The 16,579-nt window shown below is 61.4% G+C and carries 15 protein-coding genes; 3 read left to right on the plus strand and 12 right to left on the minus strand.

All coding sequences use genetic code 11. The annotated features are described in order from the left end of the window. Positions 1–123: 123 nt before the first annotated feature. Positions 124–1,539: a sulfatase family protein gene (locus ABIE49_RS09320; RefSeq protein ID WP_192738716.1), complete on the minus strand. Its 1,416-nt coding sequence runs from the start codon at positions 1,537–1,539 to the stop codon at positions 124–126. Positions 1,540–1,658: 119 nt separating this feature from the next. Between ABIE49_RS09320 and ABIE49_RS09325 the strand changes: the two genes are divergently transcribed. Beyond that, on the plus strand, positions 1,659–2,345 hold the full coding sequence (locus ABIE49_RS09325) for a GntR family transcriptional regulator (protein WP_192738717.1): 687 nt from the start codon (positions 1,659–1,661) through the stop codon (positions 2,343–2,345). A 3-nt stretch (positions 2,346–2,348) separates the two neighbouring features. Here ABIE49_RS09325 and ABIE49_RS09330 read toward each other — a convergent pair whose 3' ends face one another. From ABIE49_RS09330 to ABIE49_RS09365, 8 genes are all read right to left on the minus strand, one after another. Further along, entirely contained in the window at positions 2,349–2,834 is a 486-nt protein-coding gene (locus tag ABIE49_RS09330; RefSeq protein ID WP_192738718.1) for an Lrp/AsnC family transcriptional regulator, read from the minus strand. Between the two features lie 165 nt (positions 2,835–2,999). Beyond that, positions 3,000–3,236 (minus strand): hypothetical protein, encoded by a 237-nt coding sequence (locus ABIE49_RS09335; RefSeq protein ID WP_192738719.1) that lies wholly within the window; start codon positions 3,234–3,236, stop codon positions 3,000–3,002. A 69-nt stretch (positions 3,237–3,305) separates the two neighbouring features. Continuing rightward, positions 3,306–4,802, minus strand: a complete 1,497-nt coding sequence (locus ABIE49_RS09340; protein ID WP_192738720.1) for an ABC transporter substrate-binding protein — start codon at positions 4,800–4,802, stop codon at positions 3,306–3,308. Between the two features lie 55 nt (positions 4,803–4,857). Then, positions 4,858–5,892, minus strand: coding sequence for an ABC transporter ATP-binding protein (locus ABIE49_RS09345; RefSeq protein ID WP_192738721.1), 1,035 nt, complete (start codon positions 5,890–5,892; stop codon positions 4,858–4,860). Further along, positions 5,889–6,902: an ABC transporter ATP-binding protein gene (locus ABIE49_RS09350; protein ID WP_192738722.1), complete on the minus strand. Its 1,014-nt coding sequence runs from the start codon at positions 6,900–6,902 to the stop codon at positions 5,889–5,891. The genes ABIE49_RS09345 and ABIE49_RS09350 overlap by 4 nt, the downstream gene beginning before the upstream one ends. A gap of 2 nt (positions 6,903–6,904) precedes the next feature. Further along, on the minus strand, positions 6,905–7,801 hold the full coding sequence (locus tag ABIE49_RS09355; protein WP_192738723.1) for an ABC transporter permease: 897 nt from the start codon (positions 7,799–7,801) through the stop codon (positions 6,905–6,907). After that, on the minus strand, positions 7,798–8,748 hold the full coding sequence (locus ABIE49_RS09360; protein ID WP_192738724.1) for an ABC transporter permease: 951 nt from the start codon (positions 8,746–8,748) through the stop codon (positions 7,798–7,800). The genes ABIE49_RS09355 and ABIE49_RS09360 overlap by 4 nt, the downstream gene beginning before the upstream one ends. A 68-nt stretch (positions 8,749–8,816) precedes the next feature. Further along, positions 8,817–10,247 (minus strand): amidase, encoded by a 1,431-nt coding sequence (locus ABIE49_RS09365; RefSeq protein WP_192738725.1) that lies wholly within the window; start codon positions 10,245–10,247, stop codon positions 8,817–8,819. 113 nt (positions 10,248–10,360) lie between these two features. Between ABIE49_RS09365 and ABIE49_RS09370 the strand changes: the two genes are divergently transcribed. Beyond that, positions 10,361–11,257 (plus strand): LysR family transcriptional regulator, encoded by an 897-nt coding sequence (locus ABIE49_RS09370; protein ID WP_192738804.1) that lies wholly within the window; start codon positions 10,361–10,363, stop codon positions 11,255–11,257. A gap of 987 nt (positions 11,258–12,244) precedes the next feature. Here the strand turns inward: ABIE49_RS09370 and ABIE49_RS09375 are convergent. Continuing rightward, the gene (locus ABIE49_RS09375; protein ID WP_192738726.1) at positions 12,245–12,925 is read right to left on the minus strand and encodes a LuxR C-terminal-related transcriptional regulator; all 681 of its coding nucleotides are present in this window, start codon (positions 12,923–12,925) and stop codon (positions 12,245–12,247) included. Between the two features lie 668 nt (positions 12,926–13,593). Between ABIE49_RS09375 and ABIE49_RS09380 the strand changes: the two genes are divergently transcribed. Beyond that, positions 13,594–14,481 (plus strand): LuxR C-terminal-related transcriptional regulator, encoded by an 888-nt coding sequence (locus ABIE49_RS09380; RefSeq protein WP_192738727.1) that lies wholly within the window; start codon positions 13,594–13,596, stop codon positions 14,479–14,481. Between the two features lie 644 nt (positions 14,482–15,125). Here the strand turns inward: ABIE49_RS09380 and ABIE49_RS09385 are convergent. Together ABIE49_RS09385 and galE are read right to left on the minus strand one after the other, a co-directional pair. Beyond that, positions 15,126–15,335 (minus strand): hypothetical protein, encoded by a 210-nt coding sequence (locus ABIE49_RS09385; RefSeq protein ID WP_192738728.1) that lies wholly within the window; start codon positions 15,333–15,335, stop codon positions 15,126–15,128. Between the two features lie 151 nt (positions 15,336–15,486). Beyond that, positions 15,487–16,563 (minus strand): UDP-glucose 4-epimerase GalE, encoded by a 1,077-nt coding sequence (gene galE, locus ABIE49_RS09390; protein ID WP_192738729.1) that lies wholly within the window; start codon positions 16,561–16,563, stop codon positions 15,487–15,489. Between the last annotated feature and the right edge of the window lie 16 nt (positions 16,564–16,579).

The following is a 16,579-nucleotide window of genomic DNA, read 5'->3' on the forward strand; positions in this document are numbered from 1 at the left end:
TTCGCTGTCCCATCCTTTGCGCTGTTTGATGGACGCTTTCAGCGACATCTTCCGCCGCACGTCAGCGATCTCGACGATGCCGCCTCGGCAGCATCGAGTCCTTCCGAGCGATGTCGCAAACCATCATGCGCGTTCGAGCAAGGCGGCAAGGCGCGGATCGCTATACCTGCTGGCGACTCCAGCGCGGCGCAGGTCCTCTGCATACATCTCCAGCATTGCACGGATGACGGCAGGGTGCTTTGGCGCCACGTTGGTCGTTTGCTTCGGATCGGAGCGCAGATCATAGAGTTCGACCGGCTCGCTCGGAGTGGCGTAGAGTAGCGACCAGTCTTTCGTGGTGATGGTGACAGGTTGCCATTCGACCACCGTCCGCATCAGGTCGTCGACCACTTCGACCGTCTCGCCGGGGTTGGCGAGCGGCAGAGCCGTCAGCACGTGATCGCGCCCTTCGAAGGGCTGACCGCGGACCGCGGGAAGCAGCGAGAGTCCCTGCATCTCCGCCTGGCGCGGCAGGCCGGCCATGTCGCAGATCGTGGGAGCGAGGTCGAGCGCGCAGGTCAGCTTGCTGGTTCGTCCGGGCTTCGCTCCCGGCACATGGATCAACAGCGGCACCCTGGCGATCTCCTCATAGAGCGGCGAACGCATCCACGTCGCTTCGCCGGGCGCCCTGCGGACCATCTTGCCCATCAGCCCGTGTTCTCCCAACAGGAAGCCGTGGTCCGAGACGAAGATGATGGCGGTGGAGTCTTCGATACCGAGATAGACGAGTTGATCGAGCAGATGCCCGATCCAGCGATCGACCAGTTCGAGCTCGCCGCTATAGAGCGCGCGCGCCACCGCGATGTCGCGATCCGTCATGCCGTGCTTCTTGCAGTCGCCATAGGGCGGGTGCACGCGTTCGCCGGCATAGTCGGGAAGATAGTGTCTGACGTAATAGGCGGGCGGGTCCCACGGTTCATGCGGATCCCAGGTGTCGACCAGCGCAAAGAATTTATCCTGGTAGATTTCCTCCAGGCACTTGGCTGCCTGCACCATGGTGATCGGTGCCGGGCAATCCATCTCGCCGGTGCGCGGATCTGGCTTCACCTTGCCGGTGATCGGCCACTGCGGAAGCTTGCCTTCGCCCTGGCGCTTGGTCTTGTTGGGTGCGGTGTAGGAGCTGTAATGCGGCGTCCCCAGGAGCTGGGATTTCATGTCGTAGAAGAAGTTGAAGCCGCGATCATATGAATAACCGTTGACCTGGTAGAACGGCGTGTCCACCACGCCGAGCGTCGTGTAACCCGCTTCGGTCAATGAGGTCGCGATCGAGCGATCCGCGCGCGGCAGCGCGCCCCAGCCGACGCCGGCAAAGGCAGGCTTGCCGGTGAGATAGTCGTAGCGCGCAGGCACTGTCGGAAAGCTCGACGCATAATAGCGATCGAAGACCATAGAGCGCGCGGCGAGCCGATCGAGATTGGGAGTTCGGACGTGGCCCCCGTTGTAGCCGAGCATGTCCCAGCGGACGGTGTCGGATACGATCATCAAAATGCGTTCCACCACGGCGAACCTCCCATTTCTGTGTTCTTTTGTAGTAATATATCACATATCACAGTACACCGGCAACAGTAATATGTCACACGTTACATTTACTCACCCGTGAGTTTCGGGTAGTGACAGCCATGGATCTTCAACAAATCGGCGGATCGAGCCTGGTGTCCGGGCCCAGCCTGCGGGAGCAAGCGAGGCAGGTGATCCGTGGACTGATCATCACGGGACAGATGCAACCCGATCAGCTCTATTCCGTCCCGCGTCTCGCGATCGATCTCGGCGTCTCGGCGACACCCGTACGCGAAGCCCTGCTCGATCTCGCACGCGAAGGCCTGCTCGAGCCGGTGCGAAATCGCGGCTTCCGCGTGGTCTCGCTGTCGCCGGGCGAACTCAACGATATCTTCGCGATCCGCGTGCTGCTGGAAGTGCCTGTTGTCGCCGAGATCGCGCGGGCCCGCCTCACGACCGCGCAGACCGAGCAACTGCGCGACCTCGCAGAAGCCACAAAACGGGCCGCCGATGACGGCAATCTCATTGAGTTCCTGGAGACCGATCGCCAATTCCACATTGGCCTCATCGCCACACTCGGCAACAAGCCCCTCGCCGACCTGGTCGAGACGCTACGTGATCGCGTTCGGCTTCACGGCTTCAAGAATGGTTCGACCCGGGAGCATATCGCTCAGTCGGCCAGCGAGCATTTCCAGCTGCTCGACGCGCTGTCGAAGCAGGATGAGGCCGGCGCTGTTGCGGTGATGCGCCGCCACCTCGAACGTTCGCGGCATGTCTGGGGCGAAGGCGATCGCAAGCCGCACAGCTGAAGATCAGACCTGAATCGAGGTCAGCTTCTTCAGGCACCGCAGCGCGAACGACGATCTGCTGTGGCGGATACCCGGAATGCGATAAAGCTTTTCACGCAGGAAGCGTTCGTAGCCGGCCGTACTCTCGACGGCGACCTTGACCAGATAGTCGTAATCTCCGGTGGTGAGATAGGCCTCGATCACTTCGGGCAAACCCGCGAGCAATTCGCCGAACCGCTCCAGCACCTCCTCATCGTGACGGTCGAGCGTGATTTCGATGATCACTGTTTCCGGCAGACCGAGCTTCTCCTGATTGAGGAGCGCAACATAGCCGTCGATGTAACCCTGCTTCTCCAGTCGCTTGAGTCTGTTCCAGCACGGCGTCGTGGATAGCCCGACCCTATCGGCCAGCTCCGCCGTCGTGAGCCGTGCATCGGCTTGCATCGCCCGCAGGATGCGCCGGTCGGTCTCGTCAAGGCGCAGAGAGTCCTTCCGCTGGGTCGCCTTCATAACCGAGAACTCTATTCTGGGTATAAGTTAGTTTCCGAGGATAATTATATCGCTAAATCGCCAAATTGCCAGGCAAAAGGAAGCCTCTTCTCCGCAAATACGGATACAACTTCTCCAAATTTGAATGGGGACGCCGTGTTCATTCTGGAGCTGCACGCAAGCGATCTACATGCCGCGCTCGGTCGCCTGCTCGACCAGGTGCGCGTCGCCGACCTTCGGCTGGCGGCCGTCGATGCCCGCCAGGAAGCCGGCGAATACAAAATCCAGGCTTCCATCGACGTCCGTGACCGCCGGACCGTCGAAAGGCTCGCCCGCCGCGTCGGCGCGATCATCGGCGTTGCCGCGATCGAGGTGAGAGGCGGACGTCAGCACGCACTTCCAGCCGCCGCCCCATGATCTCACCCGATCGCGCGCGCAATGGTCGCCGCAACAGCTTCCGAAAGGTCCGCTAACCGCCCCCTCGTGAGGCGCCTATTCCCAGGACCAGGCGGAGAAGTCGTTCTCGAATTGCGGGACTTCCTTCCACACACCCTTCAGCTTCTTGCTCGCAATGGTGATCCATTGCGGCTGGAACAGGAAGCCGGCAACCGCGTCGGTCGCCAGCATGCGCTGCGCGTCGCCGAGCAATTTGGCGCGTTCGGCCTCGGCCGGTGTTGCCTTGATCTGCTGGTAGAGCGCGTTGAAGGCCTCGTTGTTATAGCCGAGATAATAGTCAGGCTCGGTTATCTTCACGAGATCGAACGGCTCGACATGCGAGACGATGGTGAGATCGAAATTGTGCGGGCCGTTGCCGGCAAACACCTGTGACAGCCATTGCGCCCATTCGACGTTCTCGATCTTGGCGATGATCCCGACCTTGGCGAGCTGGGCCGCGAGGATTTCCCCGCCGTTGCGCGCATATGATGGCGGCGGCAGCTTGAGGCTGAGCTCCAGCGGTGTTTTGACGCCCGCTTCTGCCAGCAGCTTCTTGGCCTTTTCCGGGTCGTATGGATTAATGCCTGTGGTGTCGACATAGCCGAGCGATCCCGGCGTATAAAAGCTGCCGATCGGCGTGCCAAAGCCATCGACGGCGCCGTCGATCATCGCCTTGCGATCGATGGCCGCGAGAATGGCGCGGCGGACGCGTACATCGTCGAGCGGCTTCTTCCGTTCGTTGATGCCGACGATGGTCTTGGCCCTGGAGCCGCCAATCAGGACATTAAAGCGCGGATCGCTCTTGAACTGCGCAACGCTGCGCGCCACCGCGCCGCGCGGAAACACGTCGATGTCGCCCGACAGCAGCGCCGCGACCTGCGCGGCGGGATCGCCGATGAAGCGAATGGTCACCTTGGAAAGCTTGATCGCGGCGGCGTTGCGATAATCCGGCCATTTGTTCAGGATGATCGACGAGCCTTTGGCCCAGGCGCCGAGCGTATAGGGTCCGGTGCCGACCGGCTGCGTCGCATTGGTCGGCGCACTCTTCGGCTCGACGATCGAGCCGCCGGCCTGACCGATCAGGAACGGCAGGTTCGGTTCGGAATATTTGAGCACGACCACGATCGTCTCTGCGTCGGGCGCGGTAACCGACTCAAACGCCTGGTACAGGCTCTTGTCCTTGTTGGTGCTGGTCGGCGCCGCGTTGCGATCGTAGGAAAACTTCACCGCGGCGGAATCGAACGGCTCGCCGTTGTGGAACTTGACTCCCTTGCGGAGCTTGAACGTATAGGTCTTCAGGTCTTCCGACGCCTTCCAACTCTCGGCGAGCAAGGGCGACACCGAACCGTCCTCGTTGATCTTGGTCAACGTCTCATAGAGGTTATAGAGCGTGACCTCGGCAATGGCGGCTGCGGCTGCGTTGGTGGGATCGAGCCCCGGCGGCTCCAGCGTCATACCCATGACGACGCTGTCCTTCTTGCCCTGCGCCAGGCTCGGCAGCGGCGCGGCGGCGAACGCGGCCACAACTGCAAAAATGGCTAACTTCCTCAACATCGCTTGCTCCCCTGACATATCGCGCGACCAGATTAAGCCAGTCCCGCATAAAAGGCTAACTCTCCTCCGACGCTACCGGAGGCAATGCCATGACCGTCTCGGCGCGGTGGCACGCGGCTGATTGCGCCAGACCCACCTTGCGCAGCGCAGGCGCGACCTCGCGACAGTGCTGATCGGCCAGCACACAGCGTGACGCGTAGGGACATCCCGTTGCGCCCACCGAATGCGAGGCGATCACCTGCGCACCGCGGCGCCGGCGCACTCCGCCGGCGCGGGCGCGCGGCACCGCCTCGAGCAGCGCCCGCGTGTAGGGATGGGCGCAATGCGCGAACAGATCCTCAGGGCTCCCCTGCTCGACGATCCGCCCGAGATACATCACCGCGATCTCGTCGCAGAGATAATCCACCACCGCCAGATCATGGCTGATCAGGACGTAGCTCAACCCGAACTGATCCTGCAGGTCTTGCAGGAGATTGAGCACCTGCGCCTGCACGGAAACGTCGAGCGCGCTGACCGGCTCGTCGGCGACGATCAGTTTTGGCTGGGTGATCAGCGCGCGCGCGATCGCGATGCGCTGGCGCTGGCCGCCGGAGAATTCGTGCGGGAACTTGTCCATGTCGGCCTCGCGCAGCCCGACCTGCCGCAGCACGTCGGCAACGCGCTGACGCAGCGTGCCGCGATCCATGCGTCCGAGCGCGGTCAAGGGCTCCGCGACGATGCGCGCAATGGTCTGTCGCGGGTCCAGCGAGCCGTAGGGATCCTGGAACACCATCTGAAAATCACGCCGGGCGCGGCGCAACTCGTCGGCCGGCAGCCGGTTCAGGTCGCGGCCCATGAGCGACACCGAACCCGACGATGGCCGCTCCAGCGCCATTACCAGCCTCGCGAAGGTCGACTTGCCTGATCCGGACTCGCCGACCACACCGAGGCTTCGGCCTGCCGTCACCTGTGCGGTGACGCCGTTGAGCGCATGCACCTGCCCGGCCGGCTTGAACACGCTTTCGCGCGGCAAAGTGTAGCGCTGCGCCAGATCTTTCACATCGAGCAGCGGCAGTTCGGCGGACGATGACGCCTGGTCCAGCACGGTCATGCGCCCAAAACTCCAACCGCCTCAGTCATCGAAACATCGGTCCTGAGACAGCGCACGCCGTGGCCGGCGCCGACGTCCACCGCGGCCGGCGGCGCCACGCGGCAACGATCCTGGACGATCACGCAGCGGTCGGCGAAAGTGCAACCGGAGGGCAGATCGGCAAGCTCGGGCACGGTGCCGGCGATGGTCTTCAGCCTTGTGCCCTTGCGCGCACCAAGGCGCGGGCGAGCGCGAAACAGCCCCTGCGTATAGGGATGTCCCATGCGCGTGAACACCGCATCCGTCGCGCCGCTTTCGACGACGGTGCCGCCATACATCACCATCATGCGCTGTACATTCTCGGCGATGACGCCGAGATCGTGCGAGATCAGAATCATCGACATGCCGCGCTCGGCAACGATATCCGCGATCAGGTCGAGTATCTGTCCCTGGATGGTGACGTCGAGTGCCGTGGTCGGCTCATCGGCGATCAGCACGTCTGGCTGGCAGGCCAGCGCCATGGCAATGGTAACGCGCTGCCGCTGCCCTCCGGAGAACTGGTGCGGATAGGCATCGACGCGCTTCGCCGCATCGGGAAGCCCGACACGATCGAGCAAGACGATGGCCTGCTTGCGCGCCTCTCCCGCCGAACAATTGGTGTGGCGCCGCAATGGTTCGGCCACCTGGCGGCCGATCGTGTGCATCGGATTGAGCGCGGTCATCGGCTCCTGGAAGATCATGCTGATGCGATTACCGCGCAGCTTGCAGTAGTTCGCATCCGGCAAGCCCACCAGCTCCATGCCGTCGAGGCGGATGCTGCCGCTGATGACGGCGCTGTCAGGCAAGAGGCCCATCAGCGCCAGCGCGGTGACGGATTTGCCGCATCCGGATTCGCCGACGAGACCCAGGGTCTCGCCGCGCCTCAGCGAGAAACTGACGCCGCGAACAGCCTGCGCGGGACCGCGGCTGGTGTTGAGCCGCACGCCGAGGTCGCTGACTTCGATCAAAGGCGCGTTGTCGGACCCGGTCATGTTCAACGCTCCCGCGCCAGCCGGGGATCGAGCAGATCGCGCAATCCGTCTCCGAACAGATTGAGGCCAAGCACAGCGATGGCGATCGCAGCGCCCGGATAGACTGCCAGCATCGGCGACTGGAACAGCAGCGTCTGCGCATCGTTCAGCATGCGGCCCCAGGACGGCTGCGGCGGCTGCGTGCCGAGTCCGAGATAGGACAACGCCGCTTCGGCCAGGATTGCGAGTGCGAACTGGATCGTCGACTGCACGATCAGGATCGGGAGGACGTTGGGCAGCACGTGCTCGATCGTGATGCGGAAGCCGCCTTTGCCGCAGGCACGCGCGGCCAGCACGAATTCCCGCGCCCAGATCGCATTGGCCGATCCACGGGTCAACCGGACGAGGGTCGGAATCTGAAAGATGCCGATGGCGACGATCGAGGTCACCATGCCCGGGCCGAAGACCGCCGCCAGCATGATGGCCGAGAGCACCGCCGGAAACGCGAAGGTGAAGTCGCTCATCCGCATGATGATCTCTTCGGTCCAGCCCTTGCGCGCGGCGGCGATCAGTCCAAGACACACCCCGAAAGTGAGGCCGATCCCGACGGCGATGACGCCGACCATGATGGTGGAACGGGCGCCGACCAGCAGCAGCGAGACGATATCGCGGCCGAGCGCGTCGGTGCCGAGCCAATGCGCGGCCGACGGTGGTCGCAGCTTGGAGGCCACGTCGATTTCATAGGCGGACCACGGCGTCCAAACCAGCGACAGCAACGCGGCACAGAGCACCATCAGGCTGAGCGTGCCGCCCGTGACAAAGCTGCGGTGGCGCAGCGCGCGGCGCCAGAAGCCGGTTGCAAGCCGCGGACGCGCGGTGCTGGCACCAACCTCGACTGAGGCGCTCAGCGGGGTGCTCATAGGCTGTGTACCTTGATGCGCGGATCGATGAAGGCATAGAGCACATCGACCACAAAGTTGACGATGACGACCACTGCCGCCAGCAACATCACGCAGTTGCGCACCACGATCAGGTCGCGATTGGCGATCGACTGGAAGATCAGCCGGCCAAGACCCGGCAGATAGAACACGTTCTCGATCACGATCGTCCCCGCCAGCAGGTTGGCGAACTGAAGGCCCATGATCGTCATCACCGGGATCATCGCATTGCGCAGCACGTGCTGCCACAAGACGTCGCGCTTGCTCAAACCCTTGGCGCGTGCGGTGCGCACGAAATCCTCACGCAGCACCTCAAGCACCGCCGAACGCGTGACCCGCGCAAGGATCGCCGCCTGCACCACCGACAGCGAGATCGCAGGCAGCAGCAGCGACTTGATCCCGGCAATGATGCTTTCGTCCCAGCCGGCAAATCCGCCGGCCGAAAGCCATTGCAGCTTCACCGAGAACAGCAGGATCAGCAGGATGGCGAACCAGAAATTGGGAAGCGCGATGCCGAACTGCGTCAGCGACATCACGCCCACATCGCCGAGCTTGTTGTGATTTGCCGCCGTATAGATTCCGGCAGCCAGGGCCAGCACGACCGTCATGGACATCGACATGACGGCCAACGGAATGGTCAGCGTGAGGCGCTCCCCAATCAGGCCGGCGACAGGGGTGCCATAGGCATAGCTGATGCCCAGATCGCCGGTCAGCATCCCCTTGATCCAATGCAAGTACCGATAGTACAGCGGCTGATCCAGCCCGAGCTTGACCGTCAGCGCCCGGACGGCGTCAGGCGAGGCATCCGCTCCCATCAGCATCTGCGCGGCGTTGCCGGGCAACGCATCCAGAACGAAAAAGATGATGAGCGACGCGCCAACCAGCGTCGCCAGCAGCGTCAGAAAGCGGCGGAAAAGGAAGACGCTCAAGTCTCGATTCCCTCGTTGGCGGCCAGTCCCTTGTCAGCGATCAAGTGTGATGGCGGCCGCATTTTCGCTCAGCCGTTCAGGCCCGGCCACCGGCCAAGAAGATCTTGCGAGCCCTCAAACAACGCGCTGACGCGCATCAGTTCGATGTCTCCACGGAATTTGCCGACGAGTTGAATGCCGATCGGCAGGCCGTCCGCATCAAAGCCACAGGGCAGACTGACCGCCGGATGGCCGGTCATGTTGAACGGCATCGTCCAGGGAAACCAACTTGGCCGGACGTCGCTCAACACCCGCCCGTCGATCTCTATCGTGCCGAACAGATCCTGATCGATCGGAAGCGCGGTGCGGGTGATGGTTGGCATCGCGAGAATATCGACCCTCTGCAACAAGCTCTGAATCCGCCGGAACAGAGCCGTACGGTCAAACATCGCCTGCTGATAGTCAACACCGCTTACCTTCGTGGCCAGCGCCAGTTGCTTCATGAAGGTTTCGCTCAGCACATCGCCGTGATCGGCCGCGAGCTTCTCGAATCGTGCGCGCCAGGCGGTGTGATTGATGGCCCGCCAGATCGGCTCCACCTCAAATCCGTCGGCGGACATTTCCTCGACCTCGGCCCCAAGGGCTTCCAGTCCGGCAAGCGCGGCCTTGAATGCAGCAGCGACATCGGCCGCAACCGGCCGGCCTGAAGGCGCAAGGCAGAATGCGATCTTGCGCCCGCGCAAATCGCCGTTTGGAGCCGATCCCTCGACAAAATTCCATTGCGGGAATCCCATCGACCACGGATCGGAAGCGTCCTCTCCCGACATTACCTGCATCATCAGGGCGGTGTCCGCGACGGTGCGCGTCATCGGGGTGACGTAGGTCTGGTTGCCGAACGCGTCCTGCACCTGGCTGTGGGGAATAACGCCGTTGCTTTGCTTCAGCCCGACAACGCCGTTGCAGGCCGCCGGAATCCGCGTCGAGCCGCCGCCATCCGTCGCGATCGCCAGAGGCGCGATGCCGCTGGCAACGGCAACCGCCGCTCCCCCACTTGAGCCACCGCTCGAGCGCGCGCCGCTCCAGGCATTGCGCGTGCGGCCGAACAACGGCGAATCCGTGAGACTCTTGGTGCCGAACTCCGGCGTCGTGGTCTTGCCTATGAGGATGGCACCCGCTGCCCGCATTCGCGCCACGGCGACCGCATCATGGTCAGGAACGTTATCCTTGTAGGGGACCGCTCCGAAAGTCGTTCGCACCCCCCGGGTATTAACCAGATCCTTCACGGTAAACGGAATGCCGTGAAGAAGACCCAGCGGCTCCCCGGCCATGACCGCACGCTCGGCCTTGCTTGCCTCGGCCATCGCCTCATCGCCGCAGAGCGTGATGAAGCAGTTCAACCCGGGCTGCATTCGCTCGGCGCGCGCAAGCACGGCACGCATGATCTCAACCGGTGAGGCGTCCTTGCGGTCAATCCGCGCGCGGAGTTCGGTGGCGGGCAGCAGGCACAGTTCGTCGCTCATCACGCTCAAGTCCCAGGATCGAATTGACGCAAAGATGACATCCGCATTGACTTCAGGTCCAATACCATCGCACAACCAAGCCATACGATTTTGGTATGGCACGAGATTTCGGTATGCCAATAACGGACCTCCGCCGTCTCCGCTACTTTGTTGCCGTTGCAGAAGAACGCAGCGTGGGCCGGGCGGCCGTCCGCCTTCGGATGGCGCAGCCGCCATTGTCGGTTCAGATTCGCAAACTGGAATCGGAAGTAGGAACTTCGCTGTTTCGTCGGGACACCCGGGGAATGGAGCTGACGGCGTCCGGTCGCGCCTTGCTGTCGCGCGCGCGTGAAGCGCTGGCCTTGACGGCGGAAGGTTTCGAGGCAGCCCGCGCGGTGGCAGCGGGGCGCCGGGGACGATTGTCAGTCGGGTACATGTTCGCGCTCGCCCACGCCGTGTTGCCAAAGCTCGTTCCCGAACTCCGGAGGTCGCTTCCGAAGGTCGACCTCGAGTTCATAGAGCTGAGCGCGTCGACGCGGGAGGCGCGGTTGCTGGACCACAGCGTGACTGTCGCACTGTGCATGCCTGCAATTCGCCACAGCGAGGTTGAAGCCTCCACGATCGGAACGCAGCGATTGATGCTGGCCATGCCGGCCGGTTCGCCGCTGGCGCGCTCCGCGGCCGTACCGGTGAAACGACTCGAGGGCCGCCCGCTGATCAGCCTGCCCTGGCCCACCGAAGATCCCGCGACCTCTGTTGTGACATCGCTGCTGAGGCGGCATCAGGTCAGCATGCCGGTTGCGAGCCGGGTCGAAACGGCCCACTCGGCTCTCAGCATGGTCCTCGCCGGGGAAGGCCTGGCGATCCTTCCAGCCTGCGCCGAACTCGGATGTCCAACGGGCATCGTGTTCAGGCCCTTCCTGAATGCCGACGATGCCATCGATGTCGCGGTTTGCTGGCGCCGGGATTCTCTCAATCCGTTAGTCCGGAATTTCCTGAAGTGCGCCGAGAAGGTGATCCGTCAGATTTGAACCGATCGATACTATCGCGCGTTCGCGCTCTTGTCAGCCGGGTTGACGACGAGGACTTTTAGCGGACGATTCTCCGGGACAATCCGGCCGCGCTCTACAATTCCCGGCAGGCTTAGGCCGATGCCCGGACAGCGACGTCACTGCCAGATACCGAAGCGTCCGCTATGACGCCGTGCCCAAGGCGATCCAAATCGCAACAGCGATGCACCAGACAATAGCCGCGTATGGCAGAGCAATACGCATTTTGCCTCCGCTCGAAAACACACGAAACCAACGGGTGAACAATATTTGAAACAACGCTCGTTCGTGTCGCCCTGATCGACGCCTTCGATGACCCCGCGCACGGGCCGGCACACAGCCCGCGTTGATCAAGGGGTGCACGAATCACACCTAGACTGTCGCCAGACGACGCTCCAAGTCTACCACCCAATTGGGGGTACTCCTTAAAACCGCTTCTGCGCAAAGGAAGTGTTCTGGTTGCGCCGCATCCAGCCGAATATCGTCGTGTGTTAGAATAGCTCTGCACTGAGTCGATTGCAGCCTGGACTGTCCCATGAAGTCCAATCTACCGGTTGGCGTTCGCGTCCGAATGAGCGCTCTTGGTGCGTCACGCTGCGCGCGCCTTGCCAACAAGACCGGCACGATTGTCGGAGGGAGCGTCTACGTTAATAGCGTCAGCGTCTTGTTCGATGGAAATAAATCGCCGACCACCATTCATCGCGAATACGTTGAAGCCGTGCCACCAGCCCTGGACACAGCACGAGACAGTCTGGCAAAGCGGCACTGAAGGCCAGAACTTCGTCTCACCCGATTGGGTTAGAGCGCGCCATCAATATCGATGAGGCTATCGTCTCATGCGAAAGTGGCCGGCCGTGCTGACGACATGTTCAATCCAGCATCGACGTCCGCCGATGACTTGGTACTTCCAGGTTACCTTTATTGATTGAGACCGGCGCGAGTTTTCGCTCAGCCTGTCCCCACCTTCCATCAATCGGAAGAGATGGGCTGCGCCGGCTTGTCTTCAGGGGATCCCGCGCGATCGCTCTGCGAAATCGCGAGCGCCGCAAGCACTGTCCGGTTACTGATTTCGAGCTTCTGAAAAATGTGATGAAGATGCACCTTGATGGTGCCGTCCGTAATACTCAGCCGTCGACCAATTTCCTTGTTCGACAATCCTTCGGACACCAGGCGCATGATCTGGCGCTCACGATCCGTCAACGTTGTCAGCGCACTCTCAGCTACCGCGCTTTGCTCCCGAGTTATTGTTTGCTCAGGGGAAAGCAGCGGCAACAGCCGCTGACCTGTCGCAACCTCGCGCAAGGCCTGCATCAGAGCTTCGGGCTCCGTATCCTTCGAAATGACGCTGTAGCCTTCGGCCGCAGCTGCCATAACCAGTTCGCAGTCCTCATCAGTTGCGGTGAAAAAGATCAGTCGCGTGGCAAGATTCTCGGAATTGATGAGGGAGAGAATTTCCGACTCGGTCGCGCCAGGAATTGAAACGCCGAGAATTGCGATGTCCGGCCCGAACTTCCGCAGCGCCTCGATGCAACTTGCACCATCACTGCAACTCGCAACAATGTTGAAGTCGCCGTCGGCGCCAAGCAGACGGCTCAACCCTTGCAGAACGATCGGATGCCGGTCTGCGATCACTACGTTGGTACAACGCATCGGGCGGTCCTCGGCCTGTCCCCCCAATAACTTAAACCCCACTCGCCGCTGCTTGTTTCATTGCCAACCTAAACGAGTTCGAGACAAATTTCCAACAATGCAACGCATTCGATACCGCAACGCAAAACGAGGTTAACCCGCGTCCCGTCAGCCTGTCTGTGTCTCAAAGGATGTAACCCTTTCGCGGTGCTTCCGTAGAAGTACGGATCGGTTTCGGGTGACACGTTACTTCGCTTTCGCATGTCATCATTTGAAGCTTTCGCGCCAAAGTACATCCGCCCTCGGCGACACCGTCAGCAGCGCAAAAGCTTCACAACGCTTGATCGGCGTCGCGCTATCAACTCGCTCAGAGAATGCGGAAGACGGGGCCGTTAGCCATCATGAACGACATCTATCTGCCCGAGCGGGCACTATAACCAAAGGTATATAGGGATACGGAGAATTCGAATCTAACATTCGTAAAGACTTTACTAACGCGGATCCCTCGAAACCTGCCAAGCGGATATTTTGCGAACGCAGGCAAACAAGCATCGCCAGATTCGAGGCCTTTCAAATCCGCCAATAAAAAACCCTTTGAAACGAAGGAGCAAGGCGACTGGAGAAGAAGACCGACTGAAGTACAAAGCCAATCATTTAGTTCAAACAATTGCGTTTGGCGGGAGAGTAAAATGCGGAGGCAAAAATCTTTTACAACGGTTCTCGTTGGCAGAAGCATCTTAGTTAGGGAAGGAATTGCCAGAATCCTACGCGCTGCAAATTGTCGCACATCCGCCTCGGTATCGTGCGCTGATGATTTGCCGCCCGGCAAACTCCAACCACATCAATTGCTATTTCTCATTGTCCACACCGGTGACGATTTCAGCGTCGCCCTCGAACAGATCGAAATCTTGCGACAGAGGTATCCGGGCGGCCGCTTTGCAATCGTGGCCGATCACTATCGGCTGGATGAACTGGTTTCGGCATTTCGGGCCGGCGCCAATGGCTTTTTCGTCGACGTAATGAGGTGTGACGTATTCATCAAATCCGTCGAGCTGGTGATGATGGGTGAAACATTTTTTCCGCCGGCATTCCTGTCATTGTTCCTCGATTCCAAAGGCAGCCATCTGCCTGAGGTGGCGCCGAGCGACGACAGCGGCGAAGCAATCGTCGTCACAAGCGAGGATACGATCGCGCCACAGCTTTCACCTCGGGAGAAGTCGATTCTTCGTGGCCTGATCGAAGGCGAGTCCAACAAGTCGATAGCGCGAAAAATCGACATCGCCGAGGCGACCGTGAAGGTCCACGTCAAGGCAATCCTGCGCAAGATCCGTGTCCAGAACCGCACACAAGCGGCGATCTGGGGGATGAACAATCGGGCAAGCAGCTTTCAGCCCTCAATCTCAAATGTGAGCGAGCGACCCATCGCGGCAATCTCCGAGATCAAGCAAATCGGGGGTCCGGCGCCAGTGGAAGTGCTTAACCACGAGACAAATCATGCCGAGGTAACGCGTTACGACGGCCTGATCCGCAAGGACATCAACCCAAGGTCTCTTGGCGCAGCGCGGTTAGCTAAATAACCAGCGATCGCGGCGGGATTTGAAAGTCAGTCCCGCCGCGATTTGCATGCGTTGCGTATGCAAAACGAAGCGTGCCGCCACGGCGTCTTCGCGTTATGCGATGTCCGGCTGCCGACATCGAGCCAGAATGGCACTGCCGACCCACGTCGGGTAGCGCCCTGCACGCTGGCCAGAAGGGCGGCGACGCCAGTTGGATCCTTCACCAAGTCGATGGTCGGAAACGCCACCCGTTGCGCGCGCTTGACCACGCGCCGCCGCGTTCAGACCGCGACGGTGCGCCCGCCTCTTCTTGAGACGAGGCCTTCGAGGCCGGGCTTGGCCGGCCCAGGGAAGCCTCGCGAGAAGCGGACGGCATCCGCCGCTACCCGAAGACCGTACCGAATGCAGCGGCCTGGCTGGGGCTTAGGGGCGCGCGCACCGCTGGCGATGGTGACTGGTATGTGATCGAGCGCGCCTGCTTCTCGATGGTCTCGGCGGCGGTCGGATCGTCGATGATGCGTTGGGATCATGCTGGCTGGAGCGGCGATCGTTCCATCAGACGATCCCTGAAGTTATCGTAGCGGCACAATCGGCACTGGTGCCCGGCAGTGCCGTCACAGCGCGGCCACGTGTCAGGATGGTGGAGGCGCGTGACTGCGTTGGTCCTAGTGCGTGAGGGCGCCTCGTCGCCGCTTGGATCGATCCGGCGGATTCTCGAATTTGAACTGCGCGACCTGCCGCCAAAGCTGCACCTCGTGCGCGTTCCCCAACTGCTTGGCGCGCTCTTTCGCTGCATCGTCGTCAGCGCAGTCAAAGTTAACCACGCCCACCAACCGGCCGTGTTCATCCGAAACGTAGACACGATAATGCGGCATCGTTTGTCCCTATCGTCACCGTTTTATCTGCAAGTTACGCTGCCAGGCATGGAGATTTCGGGTCTTAACGGGCTACCTCTGATGGGCGGCGTGCTCGCTGCCGCAGCTCGTCCTCAAGCCCGCTCATGCGGTCGGACGATGCGGTGCTTGCTCACCCCCGGGAGCGAACGCTCGGACGGTGACGGTCGGCTTGCCTGGACCGCTCCTGGACCTCAGGCTCGATATCACGATAGCCGTTGGGGTTCTGCAATTGCCAACGCCAATGGTCCGCGCACATTTGCTCCAACGATCGCGCCGATATCCAACCCAACTCCTCCTTCGCAAACGTGGGGTCGCCATAACAGATGGCGACATCCCCTGCCCGGCGCGCCCCGATCTCATACCGAATCGACCTGCCGCTCACCGCCTCAAATGTTCGAATGACTTCCAGAACGCTGCTGCCGCTGCCCGTTCCAAGATTGACCGTGAGCACCCCGGGCCGTTGCAGGTGGCGCAGGGCACTGAGGTGACCGGATGCAAGATCGACGACATGAATGAAGTCGCGGATACCGGTGCCATCCGGCGTGTCATAGTCGTTGCCCCAAACGAGCAGCTTCTCTCGCCTTCCAATCGCCACTTGCGCCACAAACGGCAACAGGTTGCTCGGAACGCCCAGCGGGTCTTCTCCGATCAGTCCGCTTTCGTGCGCGCCAACCGGATTGAAGTACCGCAGGATACCGATCCGCCACTCGTCGTCGGAGCTGTAAAGATCCCTCAGCATTTCCTCGATAAAGAACTTCGTGCGGCCGTACGGATTTGTCGGTCCGAGCGGATGCTTCTCGTCGAGCGGCAGATAGCTGGGTACGCCGTAAACAGTTGCGGACGAACTGAAGACCAGCGACTTCACGTTTGCCCGCTTCATGGCCGACACGAGCCGCATCGTTCCCAAGACGTTATTATCGTAATACGTCATGGGTCGAACGTTGGAATCGCCAACGGCTTTCAGCCCCGCAAGGTGAATTACCGCAGTCACCCCACAGGAACGAAGTATCTCGTAGATGGCCTCTTCATTCCGGATGTCAGCGTGCCGGAAGACGAGCGACCGCCCGCAGATGGATTGCACCCGTTGGAGCGAGGCCTTGTTGCTGTTGGAGAGATTGTCGACGACGACGACGTCGAGCCCGGCCTCCATCAGGGCGATACAAACGTGAGACCCTATGTAGCCAGCGCCGCCTGTCAACAAGATCATTTCGGGCACTTTCCGT

The organism is Bradyrhizobium sp. OAE829 (assembly GCF_040546575.1).
Classification (GTDB): Bacteria; Pseudomonadota; Alphaproteobacteria; order Rhizobiales; family Xanthobacteraceae; genus Bradyrhizobium.

Bases quoted from the DNA above. Each gene is read 5' to 3' on its own strand.
- ABIE49_RS09325 (WP_192738717.1), top strand. From the start codon at position 1,659: ATGGATCTTCAACAAATCGGCGGATCGAGCCTGGTGTCCGGGCCCAGC.
- ABIE49_RS09330 (WP_192738718.1), bottom strand. From the start codon at position 2,834: ATGAAGGCGACCCAGCGGAAGGACTCTCTGCGCCTTGACGAGACCGAC.
- ABIE49_RS09340 (WP_192738720.1), bottom strand. From the start codon at position 4,802: ATGTTGAGGAAGTTAGCCATTTTTGCAGTTGTGGCCGCGTTCGCCGCC.
- ABIE49_RS09345 (WP_192738721.1), bottom strand. From the start codon at position 5,892: ATGACCGTGCTGGACCAGGCGTCATCGTCCGCCGAACTGCCGCTGCTC.
- ABIE49_RS09350 (WP_192738722.1), bottom strand. From the start codon at position 6,902: ATGACCGGGTCCGACAACGCGCCTTTGATCGAAGTCAGCGACCTCGGC.
- ABIE49_RS09355 (WP_192738723.1), bottom strand. From the start codon at position 7,801: ATGAGCACCCCGCTGAGCGCCTCAGTCGAGGTTGGTGCCAGCACCGCG.
- ABIE49_RS09365 (WP_192738725.1), bottom strand. From the start codon at position 10,247: ATGAGCGACGAACTGTGCCTGCTGCCCGCCACCGAACTCCGCGCGCGG.
- ABIE49_RS09370 (WP_192738804.1), top strand. From the start codon at position 10,361: ATGCCAATAACGGACCTCCGCCGTCTCCGCTACTTTGTTGCCGTTGCA.
- ABIE49_RS09375 (WP_192738726.1), bottom strand. From the start codon at position 12,925: ATGCGTTGTACCAACGTAGTGATCGCAGACCGGCATCCGATCGTTCTG.
- ABIE49_RS09380 (WP_192738727.1), top strand. From the start codon at position 13,594: ATGCGGAGGCAAAAATCTTTTACAACGGTTCTCGTTGGCAGAAGCATC.
- ABIE49_RS09385 (WP_192738728.1), bottom strand. From the start codon at position 15,335: ATGCCGCATTATCGTGTCTACGTTTCGGATGAACACGGCCGGTTGGTG.
- galE (WP_192738729.1), bottom strand. From the start codon at position 16,563: ATGATCTTGTTGACAGGCGGCGCTGGCTACATAGGGTCTCACGTTTGT.